This window comes from Megasphaera sp. AM44-1BH (assembly GCF_003467125.1).
GTDB lineage: Bacteria > Bacillota > Negativicutes > Veillonellales > Megasphaeraceae > Megasphaera.
The window spans coordinates 20,308-42,741 of sequence record NZ_QSFA01000001.1 but is presented as its reverse complement, the minus strand read 5'-3'; the positions used below and the strand labels follow the sequence as shown (position 1 = coordinate 42,741).

Annotated in this window: 21 protein-coding genes; 18 read left to right on the top strand and 3 right to left on the bottom strand. The window is 49.7% G+C overall.

From position 1 onward, the window contains the following. Nucleotides 1-10 precede the first annotated feature (10 nt). The 15 genes from DW949_RS00190 to DW949_RS00120 all read left to right on the top strand — a co-directional run bounded on the left by DW949_RS00190 (nucleotide 11) and on the right by DW949_RS00120 (nucleotide 14,977). Nucleotides 11-484 carry an NUDIX domain-containing protein gene (locus tag DW949_RS00190; protein ID WP_118021278.1) on the top strand — a complete coding sequence of 158 codons (474 nt, stop codon included), beginning with the start codon at nucleotides 11-13 and terminating at the stop codon, nucleotides 482-484. After that, nucleotides 477-1,934 (top strand): aminotransferase class I/II-fold pyridoxal phosphate-dependent enzyme, encoded by a 1,458-nt coding sequence (locus DW949_RS00185; protein WP_118021277.1) that lies wholly within the window; start codon nucleotides 477-479, stop codon nucleotides 1,932-1,934. The genes DW949_RS00190 and DW949_RS00185 overlap by 8 nt, the downstream gene beginning before the upstream one ends. A 4-nt stretch (nucleotides 1,935-1,938) precedes the next feature. Continuing rightward, nucleotides 1,939-2,616, top strand: coding sequence for a thymidylate kinase (locus tag DW949_RS00180; protein ID WP_118021276.1), 678 nt, complete (start codon nucleotides 1,939-1,941; stop codon nucleotides 2,614-2,616). A gap of 100 nt (nucleotides 2,617-2,716) precedes the next feature. Then, nucleotides 2,717-3,709: an AAA family ATPase gene (locus DW949_RS00175; RefSeq protein WP_118021275.1), complete on the top strand. Its 993-nt coding sequence runs from the start codon at nucleotides 2,717-2,719 to the stop codon at nucleotides 3,707-3,709. Continuing rightward, complete coding sequence (locus DW949_RS00170) at nucleotides 3,710-4,552, top strand: stage 0 sporulation family protein (RefSeq protein ID WP_059077111.1); 843 nt, start codon at nucleotides 3,710-3,712, stop codon at nucleotides 4,550-4,552. Next, the gene (locus DW949_RS00165; RefSeq protein ID WP_118021274.1) at nucleotides 4,542-5,276 is read left to right on the top strand and encodes a tRNA1(Val) (adenine(37)-N6)-methyltransferase; all 735 of its coding nucleotides are present in this window, start codon (nucleotides 4,542-4,544) and stop codon (nucleotides 5,274-5,276) included. The genes DW949_RS00170 and DW949_RS00165 overlap by 11 nt, the downstream gene beginning before the upstream one ends. A 47-nt stretch (nucleotides 5,277-5,323) precedes the next feature. Further along, entirely contained in the window at nucleotides 5,324-6,181 is an 858-nt protein-coding gene (gene rsmI, locus DW949_RS00160) for a 16S rRNA (cytidine(1402)-2'-O)-methyltransferase (protein ID WP_118021273.1), read from the top strand. A gap of 71 nt (nucleotides 6,182-6,252) precedes the next feature. Further along, entirely contained in the window at nucleotides 6,253-8,190 is a 1,938-nt protein-coding gene (metG, locus tag DW949_RS00155) for a methionine--tRNA ligase (protein ID WP_118021272.1), read from the top strand. Continuing rightward, nucleotides 8,190-8,966 carry a TatD family hydrolase gene (locus DW949_RS00150; protein ID WP_118021271.1) on the top strand — a complete coding sequence of 259 codons (777 nt, stop codon included), beginning with the start codon at nucleotides 8,190-8,192 and terminating at the stop codon, nucleotides 8,964-8,966. Before metG ends, DW949_RS00150 begins: the two co-directional genes overlap by 1 nt. 43 nt (nucleotides 8,967-9,009) lie before the next feature. Then, the gene (locus tag DW949_RS00145; protein ID WP_118021270.1) at nucleotides 9,010-9,288 is read left to right on the top strand and encodes a TIGR04076 family protein; all 279 of its coding nucleotides are present in this window, start codon (nucleotides 9,010-9,012) and stop codon (nucleotides 9,286-9,288) included. A 218-nt stretch (nucleotides 9,289-9,506) separates the two neighbouring features. Then, nucleotides 9,507-10,655, top strand: a complete 1,149-nt coding sequence (gene dgoD, locus DW949_RS00140; protein WP_118021269.1) for a galactonate dehydratase — start codon at nucleotides 9,507-9,509, stop codon at nucleotides 10,653-10,655. A gap of 210 nt (nucleotides 10,656-10,865) precedes the next feature. Continuing rightward, a complete protein-coding gene (locus DW949_RS00135; RefSeq protein ID WP_118021268.1) occupies nucleotides 10,866-11,741 on the top strand; it encodes a LysR family transcriptional regulator in 876 nt (291 codons plus the stop codon). Nucleotides 11,742-11,755: 14 nt separating this feature from the next. After that, nucleotides 11,756-12,448 (top strand): iron-sulfur cluster assembly scaffold protein, encoded by a 693-nt coding sequence (locus DW949_RS00130; protein WP_118021267.1) that lies wholly within the window; start codon nucleotides 11,756-11,758, stop codon nucleotides 12,446-12,448. 13 nt (nucleotides 12,449-12,461) lie between these two features. Beyond that, nucleotides 12,462-13,472, top strand: a complete 1,011-nt coding sequence (locus tag DW949_RS00125; RefSeq protein WP_118021266.1) for a GGGtGRT protein — start codon at nucleotides 12,462-12,464, stop codon at nucleotides 13,470-13,472. 272 nt (nucleotides 13,473-13,744) lie between these two features. Next, complete coding sequence (locus DW949_RS00120) at nucleotides 13,745-14,977, top strand: peptidoglycan-binding protein (RefSeq protein WP_233539437.1); 1,233 nt, start codon at nucleotides 13,745-13,747, stop codon at nucleotides 14,975-14,977. A 155-nt stretch (nucleotides 14,978-15,132) separates the two neighbouring features. On the opposite strand, the gene DW949_RS00115 is transcribed toward DW949_RS00120, so the two are convergent. Then, the gene (locus tag DW949_RS00115; RefSeq protein ID WP_118021265.1) at nucleotides 15,133-15,918 is read right to left on the bottom strand and encodes a hypothetical protein; all 786 of its coding nucleotides are present in this window, start codon (nucleotides 15,916-15,918) and stop codon (nucleotides 15,133-15,135) included. 39 nt (nucleotides 15,919-15,957) lie between these two features. Beyond that, on the bottom strand, nucleotides 15,958-16,881 hold the full coding sequence (locus tag DW949_RS00110) for a LysR family transcriptional regulator (RefSeq protein ID WP_118021264.1): 924 nt from the start codon (nucleotides 16,879-16,881) through the stop codon (nucleotides 15,958-15,960). A gap of 276 nt (nucleotides 16,882-17,157) precedes the next feature. Here DW949_RS00110 and DW949_RS00105 point away from each other — a divergent pair, with 276 nt between their 5' ends. The 3 genes from DW949_RS00105 (at nucleotide 17,158) to DW949_RS00095 (ending at nucleotide 21,123) form a co-directional block, all read left to right on the top strand. Further along, nucleotides 17,158-18,504: a branched-chain amino acid transport system II carrier protein gene (locus tag DW949_RS00105; protein ID WP_158570606.1), complete on the top strand. Its 1,347-nt coding sequence runs from the start codon at nucleotides 17,158-17,160 to the stop codon at nucleotides 18,502-18,504. A gap of 22 nt (nucleotides 18,505-18,526) precedes the next feature. Further along, nucleotides 18,527-19,378 carry a S9 family peptidase gene (locus DW949_RS00100; RefSeq protein ID WP_118021262.1) on the top strand — a complete coding sequence of 284 codons (852 nt, stop codon included), beginning with the start codon at nucleotides 18,527-18,529 and terminating at the stop codon, nucleotides 19,376-19,378. A gap of 296 nt (nucleotides 19,379-19,674) precedes the next feature. Next, nucleotides 19,675-21,123, top strand: coding sequence for an ATP-binding protein (locus DW949_RS00095; protein ID WP_118021261.1), 1,449 nt, complete (start codon nucleotides 19,675-19,677; stop codon nucleotides 21,121-21,123). Nucleotides 21,124-21,246: 123 nt separating this feature from the next. Here the strand turns inward: DW949_RS00095 and DW949_RS00090 are convergent, their stop codons facing one another. Then, the gene (locus tag DW949_RS00090) at nucleotides 21,247-22,410 is read right to left on the bottom strand and encodes a hypothetical protein (RefSeq protein WP_118021260.1); all 1,164 of its coding nucleotides are present in this window, start codon (nucleotides 22,408-22,410) and stop codon (nucleotides 21,247-21,249) included. Nucleotides 22,411-22,434: the final 24 nt, after the last annotated feature.

Genomic DNA, 22,434 nt, shown 5'->3' with positions numbered 1-22,434 from the left:
GAGGTGCGCTATGGCACAGGAAGAACGGGTGCATATGGGACTGAGCGTAAAGGCCATGATTTTTCATGCCGGACGTCTTCTCGTACTGCAGAAAAATGATCCGGAAGGACTGCATCACTGGGAATTCCCCGGTGGAGGACTGAGACGGGATGAAGATTTTGCTATGGCCGTACACCGGGAAGTCATGGAAGAGACAGGGCTTTCCATTCAGATTCTGGCTACGGCAGGAACCTGGAGCTATCAGAAAAGAGACGGACAGTTTCTGAATGGTGTCATTTTTACAGCCGTAACGGATACAGAGGACGTACGTCTTTCTCATGAACACTGCGATTACCGCTGGGTGACGCCGGAAGAATTCCGTACTTGTGAACTCCACGGGTCGCTCCGGCGGTCGCTGGACCAGATGCAGGAGGCGGACTATGAACGGCAGGATTTCCTGCTTCAGCCATTTTTACGTCTTCATGGAGTGATTGGACATGAATAAAGACGCGCAGAAGAAAGCTCCTTTTGCCGATGCATTGGAAGAATACTGCCGGCAGCGGATGGTACCGTTTCATACGCCGGGGCATAAACTGGGAGCGGGAGCTCCCGTCAGGGAACAGATCCTTTTTGGAAAGGCGCTGCGGCAGGATCTGGGACTGATGTATGCCCTCGATGATTTATTTCAGCCGGAAGGACCGCTCCGTGAAGCTATGGAGCTGGCTGCTGATGCATATGGCGCCGGACGGACTTTCTTTTCCGTCAACGGTACGACCGCCTGTATTGAAGCGATGATCCTGGCGGTCTGCGGACCCGGCGATACGGTACTCATTCCCAGAGAAGCCCATCGCAGTGTCCTGAGCGGCCTGATTCTGAGCGGTGCTGTGCCGGCGTACATGGAAAGCCGCTATGCAGAGAGGGAAGAGGTATCTCTCGGACCAGATCCGGCCAGTCTGCAGGCGGCTATCGCTGCCCATAAAGACGCCAGAGCGGTACTCTTTACGTATCCGACCTATGACGGGCTGGCAGGACAGCTGACGGAGATGGTCCGGATTGCCCATCAGTATGGGTTGATTGTGCTGGTCGATGAGGCTCACGGAGCTCATCTGGCTTTTCATGAAGAACTGCCGCCTGATGCGCTGGCCTGCGGTGCCGATTGTGTGGCCCAGAGTACGCATAAGCTGACGGGCTCGCTGACACAGACATCCATGCTTCACTGCCGCCGGGGTTTTCCGTATACAGACAGGGTAGCAGCGGCTATGGCACTCGTTCAGTCTACGAGTCCCCATTACTGGTTTCTGGCTTCTCTGGATCTGGCCCGGCAGCAAATGGCGCTGGAAGGGCGGCAGCGGGAAACACAGGCCCTTTCTCTGGCCCGTCAGGCCCGGAAGCAGCTCAATGCCCTGCCCGGAATCAGCTGCTTTGGCAGGGAAATGATGCGCTATGAAGCCGTCGGGAATCTGGATGAAACAAAGCTGACTATCGATTTTTCCGGATTGGGACTTATGGGGCGGGAAGCAGAACGTCTGCTGCGGGATGCCCGCATAGAAGTAGAACTCACGGCAGGCCATCACGTACTGGCCCTGGTTACATTCGGTGACAGCGATAAAAGTATACAGGCTCTGCTCGATGGCTGCCGGAAGATTGCCGGCATGCATCAGGTAGTGGAGCGGAAAGACACGCCGGAACCCCCGCTGCCGCAGCCTCAGGTCGTCATGGCCCCGCGGGAAGCCTGGTATGCTGAAAAAGAAACGATATCCCGGTCTCTTTGTGCAGGCCGGATATGTGCCGAAACGATTACATTTTATCCACCGGGAATCCCCGTAGTGGCAGCAGGAGAAGTACTGACCGGGGATGTATTGGCATATATAGATCAGAAACTGGCTGCGGGATATGTGACCAATGGTGCAGCCGACAGTAGTCTGGATACGATACAGGTCGTACGGAAAGGATGACATCATGCAAGGCAAACTGATTATTATAGAAGGAGGAGATGGCAGTGGAAAAGCGACGCAGACGAAGCTGCTGCAGGAACATCTCCAAAAAGATGGAAAACCAGTACAGGCCGTAAGTTTTCCCAATTACGACAGCGATTCCAGCGCTCTCGTGCGCATGTATCTGCGGGGAGATTTCGGTACCGATGCCGATGCGGTCAATCCGTACGCTGCGTCGGCTTTTTATGCCGTAGACCGGTTTGCATCGTATCAGATGTACTGGAAATCCTTTTTGCAGAATGGCGGTGTAGTCCTGGCCGACCGGTATACGACGAGCAATATGCTTTATCAGATGATTAAATTTAACGATTCCGCAGAGCGCAGCGCTTATCTGGACTGGCTGGAAGATTTTGAATTTGGAAAAATGGGACTTCCCCGCCCGGATCTGGTCTGTCTCCTCGATGTGCCGCTCGATGTAACAGAACGGCTGATGGCGGGCAGGCAGGGAAAAACCGGAGGTGCGACCGGTGACATTCATGAAAAAAATGAGTCTTTTTTGCATAAATGCCACGATGCCTACGACGAACTGACAGACCGCTATGGCTGGAAGCGCATTGCCTGTACGGAAGATGGGCGGATGCGCAGCATAGAGGATATACATGCTGACCTGTACCGGGCAGTCACAGCAGTCCTGATACCGTGAGCAGTATCTTTTCTCATAAACGGCATGGTATAGACTTTATGCTTCATTTTCCTTATAATAGAAAGGATTAGTATAGAGTTTTTATCAGGAGGAACGCGGCATGAGTCAGGACTATTTTGATGCTGTTATCGGTCATGAGACAATCAAAGCCCGTCTGCGCCATCTGATTGCTGAAGAGCGGCTTCCCCATGCCATGATTTTTGCCGGGCCGGAGGGGCTTGGCAAGGCATTGATGGCACGGGCTGTCGCAGAAACGCTCAGCGGACGGCCGCTCCTCGCTGATTTCGCTCACCTGTCCTGTGATGCCGATACGCCGTTTATTGAAGATGGGGGAACTGTTTTTTATCTCGATGTCATCGGTACGATGCTCCGGGTAGATCAGTTCCGGCAGCTTCAGGGAAAGTTGATGCTGCGTGCTTCCGGGAGCCGGGTCTGCATTATTAATCATGTAGAAACGATGAATAAGGAATTTGCCAATCGCATGCTCAAAACACTGGAAGAGCCGCCGCAGGGAGTGCATTTCATTCTGGTGACCAGCCAGCCTGACCTGTTGCTGCCGACCATTGTGTCACGCTGTGCCATGATACCATTCGAACCCGTCGGGGATGAAGAGATGCTGCAAGGGCTGGTGCGGCTATACGGAGGAACGGCAGAATCATACCGTCAGGCTGTATTATGGGGCGGCGGCAATGTCGCCCGCGTACTTGCCCTGAAAGATGGAAACGGCCTTGAAGCGGTTCAGCAGGCATTGTCTTTCCTGCAGATCATGGCCCGTCATGCATGCCCTTACGCCAAGTGGCACAGTATCTCAGCGGGATGGACGGATCAGGAATCGCGGGACGTCTTCCGCTGGATCCAGATATTGCTCCGCGATATGGTAGTCATGCGTTCGGGAGTGCCGCAAGAACGGCTCCATCTGGGCCAGTACGCTCATGAAGTTTCAGAACTGCTGCCGGCCTGGCCGGATTCCTGCATTTTTTCACTCCAGCATGTTCTCGATGAGGCAGGAGAAGCGATTCTCCGCCATGTCAATGTGCGGCTGGTATGGGATGCCGTGTGTATCCGGTTTATCCGGGCAAAAGGAGGAATATAGTTGATAGTTGTTGGCATACGTTTTAAACCGGCCGGCAAGATATATTATTTTGACCCGACAGAAATCGTCCTCGCCGAAGGGGACGGGGTCATTGTCGAAACGGCCCGTGGCATGGAATACGGAACAGTTGTCATTGCCCCGCGCAGTGTCGCCGCATCGGAAGTAGTACAGCCACTGAAACCGATTATCCGCAAAGCAACGGCGAAAGATATGCGGCAGGTAGAACGCAATAAAGAAAGAGAAAAGAAGGCCTTTACGATCTGCCTGGAAAAAATCGCCAAACATAAACTTCCCATGAAGCTCATCGATGTAGATTACACCTTTGATATGGGGAAAATCATATTCTTTTTTACCGCCGATGGACGCATCGATTTCCGGGAACTGGTACGGGATCTGGCATCGGTATTCCGCACGCGTATCGAACTGCGGCAGATTGGTCTCCGAGATGAAGCCAAGATGATTGGCGGTATCGGATATTGCGGCCGGCCGTTATGCTGCGCTTCCTTCCTGGGTGATTTCAAGCCTGTATCCATCCGCATGGCAAAAGGTCAGGGCATGTCCCTCAATCCGACGAAGATATCCGGTATCTGCGGACGCCTCATGTGCTGCCTGCGATACGAAAATGACTTGTATACTTCGGGCGAGCTTAAGTGCCAGAACTGCCAGAAAAATTGTGAACAACAGAAGCCGCCACAGGTCGGACAGCGGGTCATCACCGATGAAGGCCTGGGTACGGTACTTCGCGTCCATATGAAAGACCACACGGTCAAGGTACAGCTCGAATCAGGACATAATGTCAATGTCCCCTGGTCGGACGTAGCCGAACCGGATCATGAAAGTTAATCTGGGACCTCACGAACGGCTCGACGACCTGGTACTGGACGGAATGAAAGTCATCCAGCGCGATGACCAGTTCTGTTTCTCTCTCGATACGGTGCTGTTGGCTCATTTCGGTGCCGTTCCCCGGGGGAAGGTCCTCGACCTGGGGACTGGGACGGCGGCCATTCCCCTGATTCTGAGTGCTCGTGGCGCTGTTTCCGTGACCGGTGCCGAGCTCAATCCGGTCATGGCGGATATTGCCCGGCGCAATGTGGCGCTCAATGGCCGTGGACCGGTCATTACGATTGTAGAAGAAGATTATCGTGCCATCCGCCACTGGTCGGAAAGCGGAGCGTTTGCCGTGGTATATGCCAACCCTCCGTACCGGGAAAAAAGCCGTGGTGCATACAGCGATGCCGAAGGAATCCGCCGGGCACGTCATGAAGAAACGGCAACGCTGGACGATGTGCTCGATGCCGCATCGTATGCGCTCAAATTCCACGGACGGTTCCGCATGGTACATATTACGGAACGACTGACAGATATCCTGACGGCGATGCGTGCACATGCCATTGAACCCAAAGTGGTGCAGATGGTCCATGGGAGAGCCGATAAGAAAGCCAAGCTGTTTCTCGTAGAAGGAATCCGGGGCGGCAGCAAGGGTGTAGAAGTCCTGCCGCCACTTATCGTGCACCATGCCGATGGGACTTATACGGAAGCTGTATTGAAATTATATGGAAAAGCGTAACAGGCGTTATTTTATTTGCCGTACCGGCAGGGCAGAAGGAGAGTATGATGGCTGAACAATTTCAAAAAGGTACACTGTATCTGTGTGCTACGCCCATAGGCAATATGGAAGATATCACCTACCGGGCAGTGCGGTGCCTGCGGGAAGCAGATCTGATCGCGGCAGAGGATACACGCCATACGAGACTGCTCCTTTCGGCCTATGGTATTGATACGCCGACGACGAGTTACCATGAACATAACAAGGCAGAAAAAGGGCCGCAGCTCATTGAAAAACTCAAAGAAGGCTGCATGCTGGCACTGGTAAGCGATGCCGGTATGCCGGCCATCTGCGATCCCGGCAGTGACCTCGTACAATTGGCTATTGCCGCGCATATCCCTGTCGTTCCTCTTCCCGGAGCCAATGCGGGCCTTACGGGACTTATTGCATCGGGCATGGACACGACGCGGTTTACCTTTATCGGATTTCTGCCCAAAACAAAAAAACACCGGCGTCCCGTACTGGAAAGTATCAAGGATTATACGGGCACGTTGATTTTTTATGAGGCGCCGCACCGCATCCTTGCTGTGCTGGCAGAAATAGAAGACGCGTTGGGCGACCGCAGGGCCGTGCTCTGCCGGGAGCTGACTAAACGCTATGAAGAATATCTGCGGGGACCGTTGTCCCAGCTCCGGTCGGATCTGGAACAGGAAGGGGTCCGCGGTGAATTTGTAATCCTCGTCGCCGGCGCCGTCCCGGAAGAAGACGGTCCTTCCGACGATGATTATGTATCCCTTGTCCGGGATCTGATGGATAAGGGAACAGATAAAAAGCAGGCTATCCGGACCGTAGCCCAGCGCTGTGGCGTCAGCCGCCGTGTGGTATATCAGGCGGTGCTTGCTTCTGAGGGCGATTCAGCCCTTTAAGGAGCGGTGATTCATCATCATCGTTTCACGTACACAAGGCCGGCTCATTTGCCGGCAGAGGAGGAATTTCCATGACAGAAAAGAAGAAGTATTTTATTACCACCCCGATTTATTATCCGAGTGCCAAACTGCATATCGGCCACACGTACTGCACGACTATTGCCGACACCCTGGCCCGGTTCCATCGTCTCCGCGGCGATGACGTCTTTTTTACCACCGGATCTGATGAACATGGCCAGAAAATCCAGCGTGTCGCTGAAAGCAAAGGGATGCAGCCGAAAGAATATGTTGACGGTATCGTTTCCCTTTTCAAAGAACTCTGGAAAGAACTGAATATTTCCCATGACCGGTTTATCCGTACGACTGATGCCGACCATGTCAAGGTAACACAGGCTCTGATGCAGAAATCCTATGACAAAGGGGATATCTATAAAGGTGAATACAAAGGCTGGTACTGCACTCCCTGCGAATCGTTCTGGCCGGAAAACAAACTGCCTGAAGGCAAACACATCTGCCCGGATTGCGGCCGCCCGCTGGAACTCGTTTCGGAAGAAGCCTATTTCCTCAAGATGAGCAATTATACGGACCGTTGGCTGAAATTTATTGATGAAAATCCTGACTTCATCCAGCCGGAAGCACGCCGCAATGAAATGATTGCCTTCGTCAAAAGCGGTCTGGAAGATTTGTGCGTATCCCGTACGTCCTTTAACTGGGGTATTCCTGTGCCCTGGGATCCGAAACACGTCGTATACGTCTGGTATGATGCCCTAGCTAACTACCTGACTTCAGCCGGTTATGTATTTGATGAAGAACGCTTTAAAAAATGGTGGCCGGCTGATCTTCATCTGGTCGGCAAGGAAATCGTACGGTTCCATTCGATTATATGGCCTATCATGCTGATGAGTGCAGGACTTCCTCTGCCTAAAAAAGTATTTGGTCACGGCTGGCTGATTGTCGATGGGACGAAGATGAGTAAATCTCTGGGCAATGTCGTCGATCCGATTCCTCTGATCAAACGCTATGGCGCCGATTCTCTCCGGTATTATCTGATGCGCGAAATCCGCCTTGGCCAGGACGGCAACTTCTCTCTGCCGACGTTCATTGACCGGATCAATGCCGATCTCGCTAATGACCTGGGCAATCTCCTCCATCGTACACTTTCCATGGTCGAACAGTACGAAAATGGAGTGGCAGCCGGCCCCTCTGTCACGGAACCGGTAGACAGTGAATTATCCCAGATGGCTGTTGAAACGGCTAAGAAATATGAACAGCAGATGGACGACATGAAAATTAATGATGCTCTCAACGATACATGGGCGCTGATCCATCGCAGCAATAAATATATTGATGAAACGACACCGTGGATCCTTGCCAAAGATCCGGCTAAAAAAGAACGTCTCCAGACCGTTCTGTACAATCTCCTGGAAGTACAGCGCATCATTGCCATGCTGGTAAGCCCGGTCATCCCGTCAGCTGCTGCTGAAATATGGAAACAGCTGGGACTGGGTGATTTCTCTCAGGCAATTCTGTCTGATGGACAGACATGGGGGCTGTATCCGGCCGGTACGAAAGTCTGCAAGGGAGCGCCTTTGTTCCCACGGTACGATCCCAAAGAAGAAATCGCTGAAGCGGCAGAAGAAAAGAAAGCAGCCACTGCCTGCCCTGCAGCAAAAGAACCGTTCAAAGATGAAATCAATATTGATGATTTCGGCAAAAATGATCTCCGCGTCGGCAAAATTGTAGCCTGTGAAAAAGTACCGAAGGCTAAAAAACTTCTTAAAATCCAAGTGGATCTGGGTACAGAAACCCGTCAGATTGTCAGTGGTATTTCCCTGTATTATAAGCCGGAAGACCTGATTGGCCATAACGTCATCGTCGTGACGAATCTGAAACCGGTTAAGTTGTGTGGTGTAGAATCGAAAGGGATGCTGCTGGCAGCATCGGATGGTAACGACCATCTGCAGGTTGTCTTTGTTGATGGCATGGCACCGGGAAGCCGCGTCCGCTGATGTTGTTTGACACACACTGTCATCTGTATGATGCGGCGTATGATGCGGACCGGTCTGCCGTGCTGGAACGTGCCCGTGCTGCCGGTGTCGGAAGGATGCTCTGCCCGGCGACGGACCGGCAGACTTCTGAAGCCTGCGTCGAACTGGCACGGCATTATGACGGGATATATGCCGCTGTAGGAATCCATCCCCAGGAAGCGAACCGTGTGCAGCCTGGCGATATAGAGGCAATCCGCCGTCTGGCGGAGCAGGAGCCGTCTGTCGTGGCAATCGGCGAAGTAGGTCTTGATTACCACTATGACACACCGGCCCGGGACGTACAGAAAGACGTATTCGTCAAAATGATACAACTGGCCCTTTCTCTGGACCTTCCCATCGATATTCATGACCGGGAGGCCCATGGTGATACGATGGAAATTCTCCGTCAGTATGGAAAAGGCCTGCGCGGCGTTTTCCACTGTTATTCCGGGAGCCTGGAAATGACGACGGAACTGATCCGTATGGGATTTTATTTTGGATTTACCGGCACAGTCGTATTTCCTAATTCTAAACGGGCAAAACAGGTGGCGTCCCGGATTCCGATGGACCGCATTCTCATTGAAACGGATAGTCCCTATCTGACACCGCCGCCATACCGGGGCAGCCGCAATGAGCCGGCTTATGTGCGCTACGTGGCAGAAGAAATAGCCAGACTGCGTGGCCTCGATGCAGACTGCGTCATCAGAAAAACGGCGGCGAACGGTCTTAGAATATTTGGCATAGCGGAGACGGTCTGAATATCATCTGACGGTATTTGGCCGTTTTGAAAAGGAGAGTATCATGGCACGAGGAAAACGGCCGGATATACGGCTGACGATTACGGGAAAGCTGGGAAAAATGGGCTGCCATCGCGGTCATCATATTGGCGAAGTATTTGACTATGATACCGAACGGGGCAAAATCTGTCCCATGGCACTTCACTGTGCATTCCCCTATATTGATATCCTGCGCTATGGAGGCACCCTGCCGGGACAACCGGAAGGAACGGCGGAATTTTGTTGTTCCGATGCAGATGTAGCCATGGTGTTTAAAGCAGAAGTCATCAAAGAAGAAAAATAAGTCCGGATGGCGGGCACACGAAGCAATCCTGTTTCGTGTGCCCGCTTTTTTAGTACAGAACAGGATTTGCTTGTCATGAATCGCCGATACCCGCCAGGAGGGACGCTTTCAGGCCCACTGGCCATTTGTATATTGCGGATGGATAAAGCAATTGGTATAATTGCGATATATAAGATAATTTTATGAGTCATCGGCAATACGTGTGAGGAGGCATGAAAATGAAAATCCAGTCGATAGAATTATTTAAGGTACCGCCACGCTGGCTGTTTCTAAAAATTACGACCGATACAGGTCTTTCAGGCTGGGGCGAACCGGTCATTGAAGGACGGGCCGATACGGTAGCCGCTGCCGTCACGGAATTGGAAGACTATCTCATCGGCAAGGATGCCGGCCGGATTGAAGATTTGTGGAATGTATTGTACCGTGCCGGTTTTTATCGTGGCGGCCCCGTCCTGATGAGCGCTATTTCTGGTATCGAACAAGCGCTGTGGGATATAAAAGGCAAGGCACTGGGCGTACCTGTATACGAGCTTCTGGGCGGCGTATGCCACGATAAAATGAAAGTATACTGCTGGATTGGCGGTGACCAGCCTGACGAAGTGCTGCAGGCTGCAAAAGAAAAATATGAACAGGGATACCGGGCTGTCAAAATGAACGGTGTACCCAAGGTAGGCTGGATCCAGAACAACCGCCAGATCGATGAAGCCGTGGCACGGGTAGCATCTATCCGGGAAGCGTTCGGGTACGATATGGATATTGCTGTCGATTTCCATGGCCGTGTCCATAAACCGCTGGCCTTTACGCTCATGAAAGAACTGGAACCGTACCGCCTTCTGTTCGTAGAAGAACCAGTACTTTGTGAAAATGAAGAAATCTTTCCTATGCTGAGACAGCAGTTCTCTACGCCCATTGCCACAGGAGAACGGAACTATACCCGCTGGGGCTTCAAGCAGATGCTGGCCCGGGGCGGAGTCGATTATATCCAGCCCGACCCCTGCCATTGCGGAGGTATTCTGGAAACGAAGAAGATTGCGGCTATGGCAGAAGCCTACGATGTGGCACTGGCTCCTCACTGCCCGCTGGGGCCGATTGCACTTGCAGTGGCGCTGCAGATCGATTTCTGCACCTATAATGCCGTTATTCAGGAACAAAGTCTGGGTATCCATTATAATCAGGGATCGGACCTGCTCGATTATCTGAAAGACCCGTCTGTATTCCTCTATCATCAGGGCTATGTCAATCTCCTGACAAAACCAGGTCTGGGAATCGAAATCGATGAAGAAAAGGTACGGGCTGCTGCCGCCGTGGGACATCACTGGAAAAACCCCGTATGGCGTGATGAAACCGGTACGGTATTGGAATGGTAGTATACGCAAAATGAGAATGGGCGTACCTTGTACCGGAAGTAGAATGATATATATTGTTAACAAGTAAAAAAATAGTATAAATCTGCATAGCACAGCTGTTTTCCCTTGTACTAAAACTTGATTAAATTCCAGAAATACCGTAGAATGTTCATGAGGATTACGCTTACATTGGTATACGTATTATATTCTAATTGAGAGAGGAGCAGCCTCATGCTAGATTTTCGTATTCATACGTTTTTGTGTGTCTGCCGCCATATGAATTACACCAAGGCTGCAGCAGAACTGCATATTACCCAGCCGGCTGTTTCACAACACATCCGCTACCTGGAAAATGAGTACCATGCCAAATTGTTTGATTATACAGGCAAGCATCTCATTCTGACACAGGCCGGCCATATCCTTCTGGATGCAGCGGCCACAATCCGGCATGACGATCTCATCCTGAAAGAAAAACTGCAGGAACTCAGACGTAGTACGAAAATTGTTTCTTTTGGGGCGACTCACACGATTGGCGAATTTATGATCGTAGATAAACTGGCAGAATACCTGAGGGAAAATCAGGAAGTTCTTCTGCGGCTGGAAATTGCGGATACAGAGCAGCTGCTGCAAGAAATCGATGAGGGCAAGATTGATTTTGCCATCGTAGAAGGATTTTTCGAGCAGAAACAATATGAAACCATGCTGTTTTCCAAGGAACCGCTCATCGCTGTATGCGGGCCGGAATTTGATGTTCCCGATGAAGTGGATCTTACGGATCTCTTGTTGAAACGACTCTGCGTCCGTGAACACGGATCCGGATCACGGGACCTTTTGGAACGGACTCTGGCCGAATACAGCCTGTCTCTGGAAGACTTTCCATACCGTGCGGAAATTGGCAGTCCTCAGACTATCAAGGCATTGGTACACCGCAATGCGGGATTCTCGTTTTCCTATGAAAAATCAGTGCGCGATGAATTAGCCGCCGGTACGTTGCGTAAGATTCACGTCCGCAATTTTACAGCCGAACATTCCTTTACGTTTTTATGGCGTAAAGGGAGCATGTATGGCGATACCTTCCGCGGCATGTTTGAAGCACTGAAAGATTAGAAAGGATGAATAACATGATATATTCAACAGAAGTCAAGAATATGTGCCCCGTTGCCAAAGGCGCATATCATGGACCGGCTCCGATTCCTGAGGAAGGCGAATGGGTGCAGGTCAAAGAAATTAAAGATATCAGTGGTCTTACTCATGGTGTTGGCTGGTGTGCGCCCCAGCAGGGAGCCTGCAAGCTGACGCTTAATGTCAAAGATGGAATCATTGAAGAAGCTCTTGTAGAAACCATTGGCTGTTCCGGCATGACCCACTCTGCTGCCATGGCATCGGAAATACTGCCGGGCAAGACTCTGCTGGAAGCGCTGAATACGGATCTGGTCTGCGATGCCATCAACGTCGCCATGCGCCAGCTGTTCCTCCAAATCGTGTATGGCCGCAGCCAGACTGCCTTTTCTGAAGGCGGACTGCCAATCGGTGCCAGCCTGGATGACCTGGGCAAAGGTATGCGCAGTCAGACCGGGACTATGTTTGGCACAAAGGCCAAAGGGGCGCGCTATCTGGAAATGACCGAAGGCTATGTTACCCGTATGGCGCTGGATGAAGAAAATCAGGTTATCGGATACGAATTTATCCACCTCGGCAAAATGATGGACGCCATAAAGAAAGGCGTGGAACCGGCTAAAGCGATGGAAGATGCCAAAGGCCATTATGGCCGTTTTGAAGAAGCCGCTTCGTATATTGATCCGAGACAGCAATAGGAGGAACCTACAGATGGAATTATTCGAAAGTTATGACAGAAGAATAGATAAAATCCTCGTTGTGTTGAAAGAATACGGCATTGAAAGCGTGGAAGAATGCCGGGACATCTGCCAGAATGCCGGCATTGATCCGTATCAGACCGTCAAGGAAATCCAGCCCATCGCTTTTGAAAATGCCGGCTGGGCGTATACCGTAGGTGCAGCGATTGCCATCAAAACGAATTGCCGCACCGCAGTGGATGCGGCTAAAGCTATTGGTATCGGCCTGCAGGCTTTCTGCATTCCCGGCTCCGTTGCTGACGACCGCAAAGTAGGCCGGGGCCATGGTAATCTGGCTTCCATGCTGCTTCAGGACAGCACACAGTGCTTCTGTTTCCTGGCCGGTCACGAATCTTTTGCTGCTGCCGAAGGGGCTATTGGCATTGTCCGGAACGCCAATAAGGCACGTAAGGTTCCCCTCCGCGTTATTCTGAACGGCCTGGGTAAAGATGCTGCTCAGATTATTTCCCGCATCAATGGCTTTACTTACGTACAGACCCAGTTTGATTATAAGACCGGGGAATTGCATATCGTCCGAGAAATTCCCTATTCCAAGGGAGAACGCTCAGCTGTCCGCTGCTTCGGCGCCGATGACGTGCGTGAAGGTGTGGCTATCATGCACCATGAAGGCGTCGATGTCTCCATTACGGGAAATTCGACCAATCCGACCCGCTTCCAGCACCCTGTAGCTGGCACATACAAAAAAGAATGCGTAGAAATGGGTAAAAAATATTTCTCCGTTGCATCGGGCGGTGGCACAGGACGTACGCTTCATCCAGATAACATGGCAGCCGGCCCGGCATCCTACGGCATGACGGATACGATGGGCCGCATGCACAGCGATGCCCAGTTTGCCGGATCTTCTTCCGTACCGGCCCACGTAGAAATGATGGGCTTCCTGGGAATGGGCAATAACCCCATGGTCGGTGCTTCTGTAGCCGTAGCCGTAGCTGTAGAAGAAGCGGCAAAAGCAGGAAAATTCTGATTGCCCGATTAAGTAGATTAACCTGTAATACAAATAGCAGGACTGTCACATGCGTTACAAAGATACGTCATGGGCAGTCCTGTTTTTGACGCATAGCACCATATTATGGTATAATATATAGCGGATTTATACTCAATGCACAAATTCAAGCTATCCAACGAGCAGGCCTTGGCGGATAGCTTGTTTCATACGCCATAAAGATTAGTAGTACGTCTTAAGAGCAGAAAATACGAGCTGCAGACGATTGGCAGGATTACCAGAAAGGGGATACAATGACAGATATAAAAAAAATTGCAGGCCTTGCCTGCTGCATGGTTTTCGTTTCTACATCGTTTGCCGGAGCCACATTTCATCCTGGCGACAGGGGAAGTCAGGTCCTGGCTGTACAGCAGCAGCTGGCTGCCGATGGGTACTCGCTGACGGTTGATGGCGACTATGGGACCGGTACGACGGAAGCTATCCGTGCCTTTCAGCAGGACCATGGCCTGACGGCTGACGGAATCCTCGGCGCGGCTACCTATGAAGCCCTGATGGGCGTTTCTATGCCAGATAATACGAGCAGCCGGTTTGTGCAGAAAGATGCAGCAGCACCGGAAACGGCGTCGGTACAGCCTTCGCAGCTGCAGGACATCCAGCAGGCACTGGCTGACCGGGGATACAGTGTTGACGTAGATGGCGTATTCGGCAAAGGAACCGATGCGGCGGTCCGTTCGTTTCAAAACAGCAACGGATTGACCGCTGATGGTGTCATTGGACCGGCTACGTATGAGGCACTGATGGGACGGCCTATGCCAGCCGGACAGACTGTATTTTCTATAGCCGACCGGTTCCGTACCGATGCAGCTCCGGCAGCACCGGAGGATAAGGGAACTCCGGCTGTATCTTCAGAACCGGCTACGGCGTCTAATGCCATCATTCTGCTGCAGCAGGCTCTGGTCAATAATGGGTATAGTGTCGATGTAGACGGCGTATTTGGTGTCGGAACAGAAAATGCCGTCCGCAATTTCCAGGCCAGCCATGGACTGGAAGTCGATGGTGTAGCCGGACAGGCCACCTTCTATGAACTGACCGGGAAGTTCCTTCCTTCGGGCCCGCTGCGCCGTTTTGGCAATGGCGGCTATGGCGGAGCTACCATGGTGGCAGACAGAGCCCAGCGCCTTATGGGGATTGCCAATCAGTATATCGGCGTACCTTATGTATTTGGCGGCAATGATCCGTCTGGATTTGATTGCTCCGGGTTTACCCGGTATGTCTATTCCGCCGTCGGCATTGATCTTCCCCGCATGGCTGATGAACAATACAATGTAGGGTACGATGTATCCCGTTCGTATTTACAGCCGGGAGATCTCGTCTTCTTTACGACCTATCTGCCGGGTGTGTCCCATGTGGGGATATACATTGGGGATAACCAGTTTATCAATGCCTCCAATTCCGGAGTCAGCATCGACAGCCTGGACAGCCGGTACTGGTCCAGCCGCTATATAGGGGCGAAACGGGTCATGTAAAATTTGACGTTTCCGGAAAACATTATTTATGCGGCAAAGTACAAGTTAAAAAAAGGTTGCACCAAAGTGGCTTCAAAAGCTCATTTTTGGTACAACCTTTTTTTGTTGTGAGAATATAGCTTATTTAGTGAAGATGTATCCCGTTTCCGCTCTCATTATATGCCGCGATAGGTCTGCTCCAGTTCACGCACCATAGTGTCCGTTATTTCAGGGGCTTCGCCCGTATCATAAGCCTTTTCTATGGCGGTTTCATCGACAATCCAGTGATTCCGGCGCAGATCCTGATGGTGTTCGTACAGCCATTTGGCGCAGCAACGGGCGATGCGGCTTTCGGTCAGACTGCGCTTCAGGTAGCGGAAACGCGCGGGGGGGATGGCCTGATGAGGTTCTTTCATGATGTCTTCGATTTCCAGTGTGAAGTCACATTCATGGTACCCGTTGGACACGGCTTCGCGGCCGACGAAACGGGTGTTTTCCAGACTCATGTCATACAGCAGATATTGATGGAATAACTGCTTTTCCAGTTCATCGGCCAGGATATCTCTTACAGGAAGGCACTGGCAGATGTCATTATGACACAGATGGAGGAGTTCCATCAGCATGGCATGACGATGGCGCATAAACGTGCAGTCTGCAGCATCAAGCCAGATGGTACGGAGACGGATATAGTCTTTTATTTCCTCTTGATACCCGGCGTCGTAGATACTCAGGGGCGTATTTTTACGGGTATAGCGGTACAGCCGGGGTTCGAGGGTAAGCCAGTCATGAGCTGCCTTACGGCGATGCTGTAAATCCAGCTGGCTGTCGGCGAAGACCCGTTTCAAATCCTGCAGGTAGTTAAGGCCGGCGCAGGAAACGGCCAGAACATGGAATGTCCCGGAAGCAGGCTGCTTTGAAAAAATCTGTGTTATATCATGTTCTGTTATGTCGGATGTGTCCATTTCTATCGGTCCTTTGTGATACTGCACTTGTCTCAGAATTTAATGGGCAGGTGCATTTTTTTCTGCTGCCGCAGGGGAATCACTATAAAAATCTTTAAAGGATTGTACCCATGTACGGGCCGGGTGCGGCAGAAATCCTTTGCTCTTCCAGACCATGGCCAGTGTCCAGGGAATCTGTGGCTCTACGAGAGGGATGTGAACGAGTTTTTCGTCATCCAGCCGCTGGCAGATGGTATGTGGCAGAAGGGCAATGCCCAACTGGGTACGTACGATTTCAGCCTGGAAATCCCAGTTGCTGCTCTGGCAGACGATTCTGGGATGAGCCATGATTTTCTGATAAAATGTCTTGATGAACGGATTGAGGGAGAAAGATTTGGGATAATAGACCAGTGGCTCGTCCTTTATCTCTTCCAGTGTAATGACTTTCTTTTTGGCAAGGGGATGCTCCGGCCAGAGGACGACTTCCAGATGTTCTTCATTGAAAATGAAGAAATCATAAGGCATTTCCGTGGCAACAGGAAGTGCGACAAAACCGACCTGGATAAGGCCCTCGTCAATCGATGAAATAATATCGTTGGAGCCGACTTCTAAAAGTTCCAGTTCAATCTGGGGATAGTCGGAAATAAAATGGCGGATGAATGAAGTAATGAAAGAAGACCCGATCATCGGTGGGATTCCAACGGTCAGCTGACCGGAATTGAGGAGCTGGGGTGATTCCATCTGCTCATTCAGCTGGGAAAAATCTTTGATGAGCGACTCGATACGCGGCAGCAGCCAGGCGCCCGTTTCCGTCAGTTCGACGCGCTTGCCGTTCCGGTTAAACAACTTGACATTCCAATGGTCTTCCAGTGCCTTGATGCCTTTACTGATGGAAGGCTGGCTGATATGCAGTGATTTTGAAGCTTTGGTAAAACTTTTTTTCTGGGCTACTTCGACAAAGTAGGTTAGTTGAAATAAATCCATAGCTTGATGTCACCTCTCTTATGGTAATATCTTACCATATTTTTTATCATATTAGAACCATGCACAAATGGAATATTACGGATATATCCAGATTAGTTACTTTTCATTATGGGAATAAATCGTTTTATATTTTTATCCATAAGCAAAAATTTTAATGATATTTTAATCTATAAGACATGTAATCTGTGTATTGTCATATGTACTTCAACGGGATATAATAAAAGACAAATGTATATTGTGAATATACATTCACCTATTTTTAAGGAGATGTTACATATGTCAAAAAATGCAAACGCAAATGCCCTGATCATTGGCTTTGCCATGTTTGCCGTATTCTTCGGTGCAGGCAATCTGGTATTTCCACCTCTTATCGGGCTCATGTCAGGAAGTTCCTGGGAAATCGCTATTATCGGCCTTGCTATTTCTGCTATTTTATTTCCTATTGCTACGATTATTGCTGTCGATAATATGGGCGGTACGGTCCAGGCTATTTGTGCACCTGTAGCTAAATGGTTTACCAAAGGCTATATGGTCATGTGGATTATCTTCATCCTGACCTGCGGTGTGCCCCGGCAGGCAGGCGTTGGCATTGAAAGCGGACTGCTCAGTGTATTGCCGGGATTGCAGGGAAATGATGTCGTCCGCATTGCGCTTCTGGCAGGGTACTTCGTCGTTGTCCTGGCGCTTACGTTCCGGCCGTCTAAAATCGTCGATATTGTCGGCAAATATCTGACACCGTTCCTGCTCATCTGCCTGGTCGTCATGATTGCCCTGGCTGTATTCGAACCGCTGGGCACGCCTATGGCGCCACAGGTAGACAATGTATTCTCCTATTCCTTCCTGCAGGGATATCAGACTGGTGACGTCGCTGTCGGTATTGCCATTGCCGGCATGTTTGTCGCTTCTATCAAAGCGAAAGGATACACCGATACATCAGCGCGGCATAAAATGACACTGAAAGCTGCTGTTGTTGCATTCTTGGGACTTCTCATCGTCTACGGTGGCCTGTTGTATCTCGGTGCTACCGGGTCCAGCATGTTTGATGGCAAAATGGATCAGACCGCTTTGCTCAACGGCCTCGTCCATGCACTGACCGGTTCTACAGGCAATGTTATTCTTGGTATTGGCATTTTCCTGGCCTGCCTGACGACGACCATCGGCGTCGGTTCGACCATTGCCAATCTGACTGTCGATTTATCAGACGGCAAAATCCCTTTCAAGTACATGATGGTGTTTGTGTGCCTCTTTGGTCTTGCTGAAGCCTGCATTGGCGTACAGGGAATCATCCGGTATACATTCTGGATTTTCATTGCTATTTATCCTGTTTCCATTGCTCTTATGCTCCTGGGCGTCTTCTGCAAATATGTTCCCAATCATGGCGCCTGGAAAGGGACTATCGCTATGGCAACCATTATCGGTTTGTTTGAAGGCCTGATGCAGCTCAATAAGAGCGGTATTACCAATCTTCCTCTCGACTCGCTCATCCAGCTGTACAATCATATTCCCTTTGCGGCAGACGGCTTTGCCTGGGTCCTGCCGTCTGTCATTGGCTTCATTGTTGGCACCGTCATTGTAAAGTCCAAAGGCGGCGATCCCTATCCTATGATCTCGAAAGAACAGTAAACCTGATGAAGGAGCGATTGATATGGCATTACAGATTGAAAATATAGAAAAAGACCCTCTTTGTTGTCCTCAGGAACGGCCGTCGTCACTGGAATCACTGATTTTTTCCAGTCATGGCTGCCAGGTATATGGTACGGCCCTGATTCCTGGCGGAGCTAAGGACCAGACCTATCCCTGTGTCATTATCTGCCATGGTTTTCCGGGTTTTGCTTCAACTTTTGATATCGCCCAGAATCTGCGCCGCACCGGTCTGGTAGTCATCAGTTTTTCCTACCGTGGCAGCTGGGGCAGTCAGGGGAATTATACCTTTTCCGGTGCTATTGATGATGCGGTCTGTGTTGCCGAATGGGCTCATAACGAAAAAAATGCAGCTCAGTATCACATCGACAGAAACAACATCTTTTTCATAGGCCATAGTATGGGGGGCTTTGTCTCTATCAATGTTACGCGGCGTATTCCCTGGCTGAAGGGAACGGCCGTCATGTCCCCGTATGACCTGCCGTACTGGCCAGCCCATGGTCTGGATGCAGCTATGCATGAACTCATCGACTCCAGTCTTTACGTCCTCCATGTCGAATCACCGGAAGCCATTTACCGGGACGTCGAATATTGCTGCCAGCAGGGATATGGCATTTTCCAGGCTTTTGAGGACATTAAGGATCGTAACCTCTACTTTATCGGAGCCAGTCAGGATGATGTGGCACCGGCGAAAACCATGATTGAACCCCTCTGGAACCAGCTCAGCCGGCATCAGACAACTGCTGTCCAGGATTATGATACACTGCCGACGGAACACGCCTATAACGACGTACGCCTCACCGTGAGCCGCATGTTTGCCCAGTGGATTGACAAAGTTTTGCAGACAGAAAAGTAAACAATACATGGCATAGTAATTGACATAGACCTCCTGACACGGATAAAAACCTGCCAGGAGGTCTGTTTTTATAAATCACGGATGGTAATTTATAAAAACGATAGTATATTTTATAAAAATGAGTGAAATATTAATTGAAAATTCATTAAAATCAGCAAATAAATGAAATCAAATAAAAACTAAGTGAAATTTATCGGGAGTTTTATAAAATATTTGATAAAACTCTCGCTGATTTATCAAATGATTTGAAAAACGGATGAAATTTGATAGTATTTTATATAAAGAGGTGAGGCAGTATGGTACCGGAAAACTTAGTTGAATTAGTCCGTACTATTAGAATGCAACAGGCAGAAATGCAGAACATAGAAGTAAAGGCGGCACATAAAGGATGTCCGACAAAATTATATGATACTTTGTCCAGTTTTTCTAATCAGGATAATGGCGGAATTATAGTATTTGGACTTGATGAAACGCAAAAGTTCAGTATTACCGGCGTATATGATTTACAGGATTTGCAGAAGAAGGTAAAGGATCAATGCCTGCAAATGGTACCTCCTGTACTTGCTGTATTCACTATTGCAGAAATGGATGGGAAATATGTTTGTTCTGCAGAAATTCCCGGATTGGATATTTCTAATCGTCCCTGTTATTACAAAGGGGCAGGACGATTAAAAGGATCTTTTGTACGGGTTGGTGATGCGGATCTTCACATGACGGATTATGAACTGTACAGTCTGGAGGCTTTCCGGAAACATCTTCATGATGATGAACGTCCCGTTGAACGGGCAGGTATGAATGCGTTGGATATGGAAGCTGTTCAGCAGTATGTGAACGAAAAAAAAGAAGGACATCCTAAATTTGCACAACTAGAAAAGGATGTCATTTACGATATGTTGAATATTTCAAGACAAGGGATGCCAACTTTAGCGGCATTGATGAATTTTGGTATATATCCGCAGGGATATTTTCCGCAGCTGGGAATTACGGCTGTTGTCGTCCCTGGACTAGAGATTGGAGATACAAACCGTCAGGATATCCGGTTCATCGATAATAAAAGGATAGAAGGTACACTGGCTGGTATGGTACGGGAGGCGTTGGCTTTTTGCCGTCGGAATATGAAGACGCGGACCGTTATTGATAAGAAAACAGGGGAACGACATGATTGGACAGAATACCCTGTGGCAGCAATACGGGAAGCTATATTGAATGCAGTTATTCATAGAGATTATAGCTTTTATACGGAAAGTATCCCTATACAACTCGATATGTTTGCCGACCGGTTGGAAATACATAGTCCGGGGAGTTTATACGGCAGAATGACAGTGGAACAATTGGGTGTGGCCAGAACCGATATACGAAATCCGGCACTGGCTGTCATGGCCGAATCTCTTACAGAAGCGGAAAATCGTTATTCCGGGATTCCGACAATGCGGCGGGAAATGAAGGCACAAGGTCTTCCAGAACCGGTGTTTGAAAATAGAAGAAATGAATTTGTCGTTATTTTTTATAATGAACCGGTATCTTCTATGTCTTCTGATGACGAAATGCACAGAGATGAAGATAGTATTTTAATGTTTTGCAAGATTCCTCGCAGCCGTCAGGAAATCACAGAATTTCTGGGATTGAAAACAAGTGGATATGTGGTTAAACGCTATATAACACCCCTGATTCAGGCGGGAAAATTGCAGATGACCGTTCCGGACCAGCCCCGCAGCCGGTATCAGAAATATATTTATGTAAAATGAATCCGGATACGTATATGCAAAAAGACAGTGAAATGAGAGGTATGCTCTCTGTTCACTGTCTTTTTGTTTGGACGATGTATGTTTAATCCACTTTATTGAAAGTAAAACAATTTAAGGGATTGATCATCTATCAGTGGTAGAAGTATTAGTGTTTGCAGGAGCAAATGTTTCAGCTACGTCATCATGAAATCCCTCTTTGTCCGTAAACATCCGGTATATAATGCCGATGAGCAGTAAGACACCGGCAATGCCGACGACGGGATAGATGGCGTTGACCAGCTGACCAAGCGGAATATAGGATGCGATGGTAACGCCGATAATGGCAACGACGATGACGATAATGCGTTGTTTCTTTGTCTTGTCTTCGGCAAAGCGCCGGCCAAAAGCCCACAGGTATCCTGTGATTGTCGTAAATACGCCAATCAGGATGATAATAGAAAACGGCAGGGCCAGGGCAGGAAGGGAATTTTCAATAGCTGCCAGCATGGGGACCTGGGCTTTGATTGATGCGATGTAATCCAGATTGAGCAGCATCGTGGCCAGAACAAGGATGACCCCTAGTGTAAAAAATGCCGCGGAAAGGAATGCGCTTCCCACTATTTCTTTCTGGCTGTGACAGCGGCTGCCCAGGGCAACGTTGAATACAACGCCAAGAGTGATATATGCGCCAACCAGAAATAACTGTGCAATAAAGGGTTCGTGTATCCCCATGAAAGCGCCCTGCATAATCCGTCCTTCCTGGACATACTGAAGGACATGTTCTTGTCCCTGTATAATAGTGACAGGGGACGTCGTTACATTATAGATGCCTACTACGAACATGATGGCGATGATAATGACGCCTGCACAGCCCAGAACATCGGTTACTTTTTCAAGTCCCAGACAGACGATGATAACAGAAATAACTCCCATGAAAATCGTGCCAGCATATACGGGGAGGCCCAGATATTGGTTTACCGTGGCACCGCTGCCTGCAAACATAATCAATGTGCACAGTGCGATTGACAGGGTACAGAACCAATCGACGGCTTTTCCCAGATAGGGACCGCAGTAATAGGTATAGGCCATGCTGGGATCGGAAAAATGTTTAGCAGCTCCGGCACGATATGTTCCGTAACAAAATAAAAACATAAGGATAAAACACGTGACGGGAAGAATAAAAGGATACATGCCTCCAAAGGCGCCAAAAAACTGTAACGTTTCCTGACCGGAGGCAAAACCGGCTCCGATGCAATAGGCTGTAAATGCGCCACCCACCGTTAATATCGTTATATTGCTGTTTTTCATTTGCAGCACCTCCTTTTAATGCCT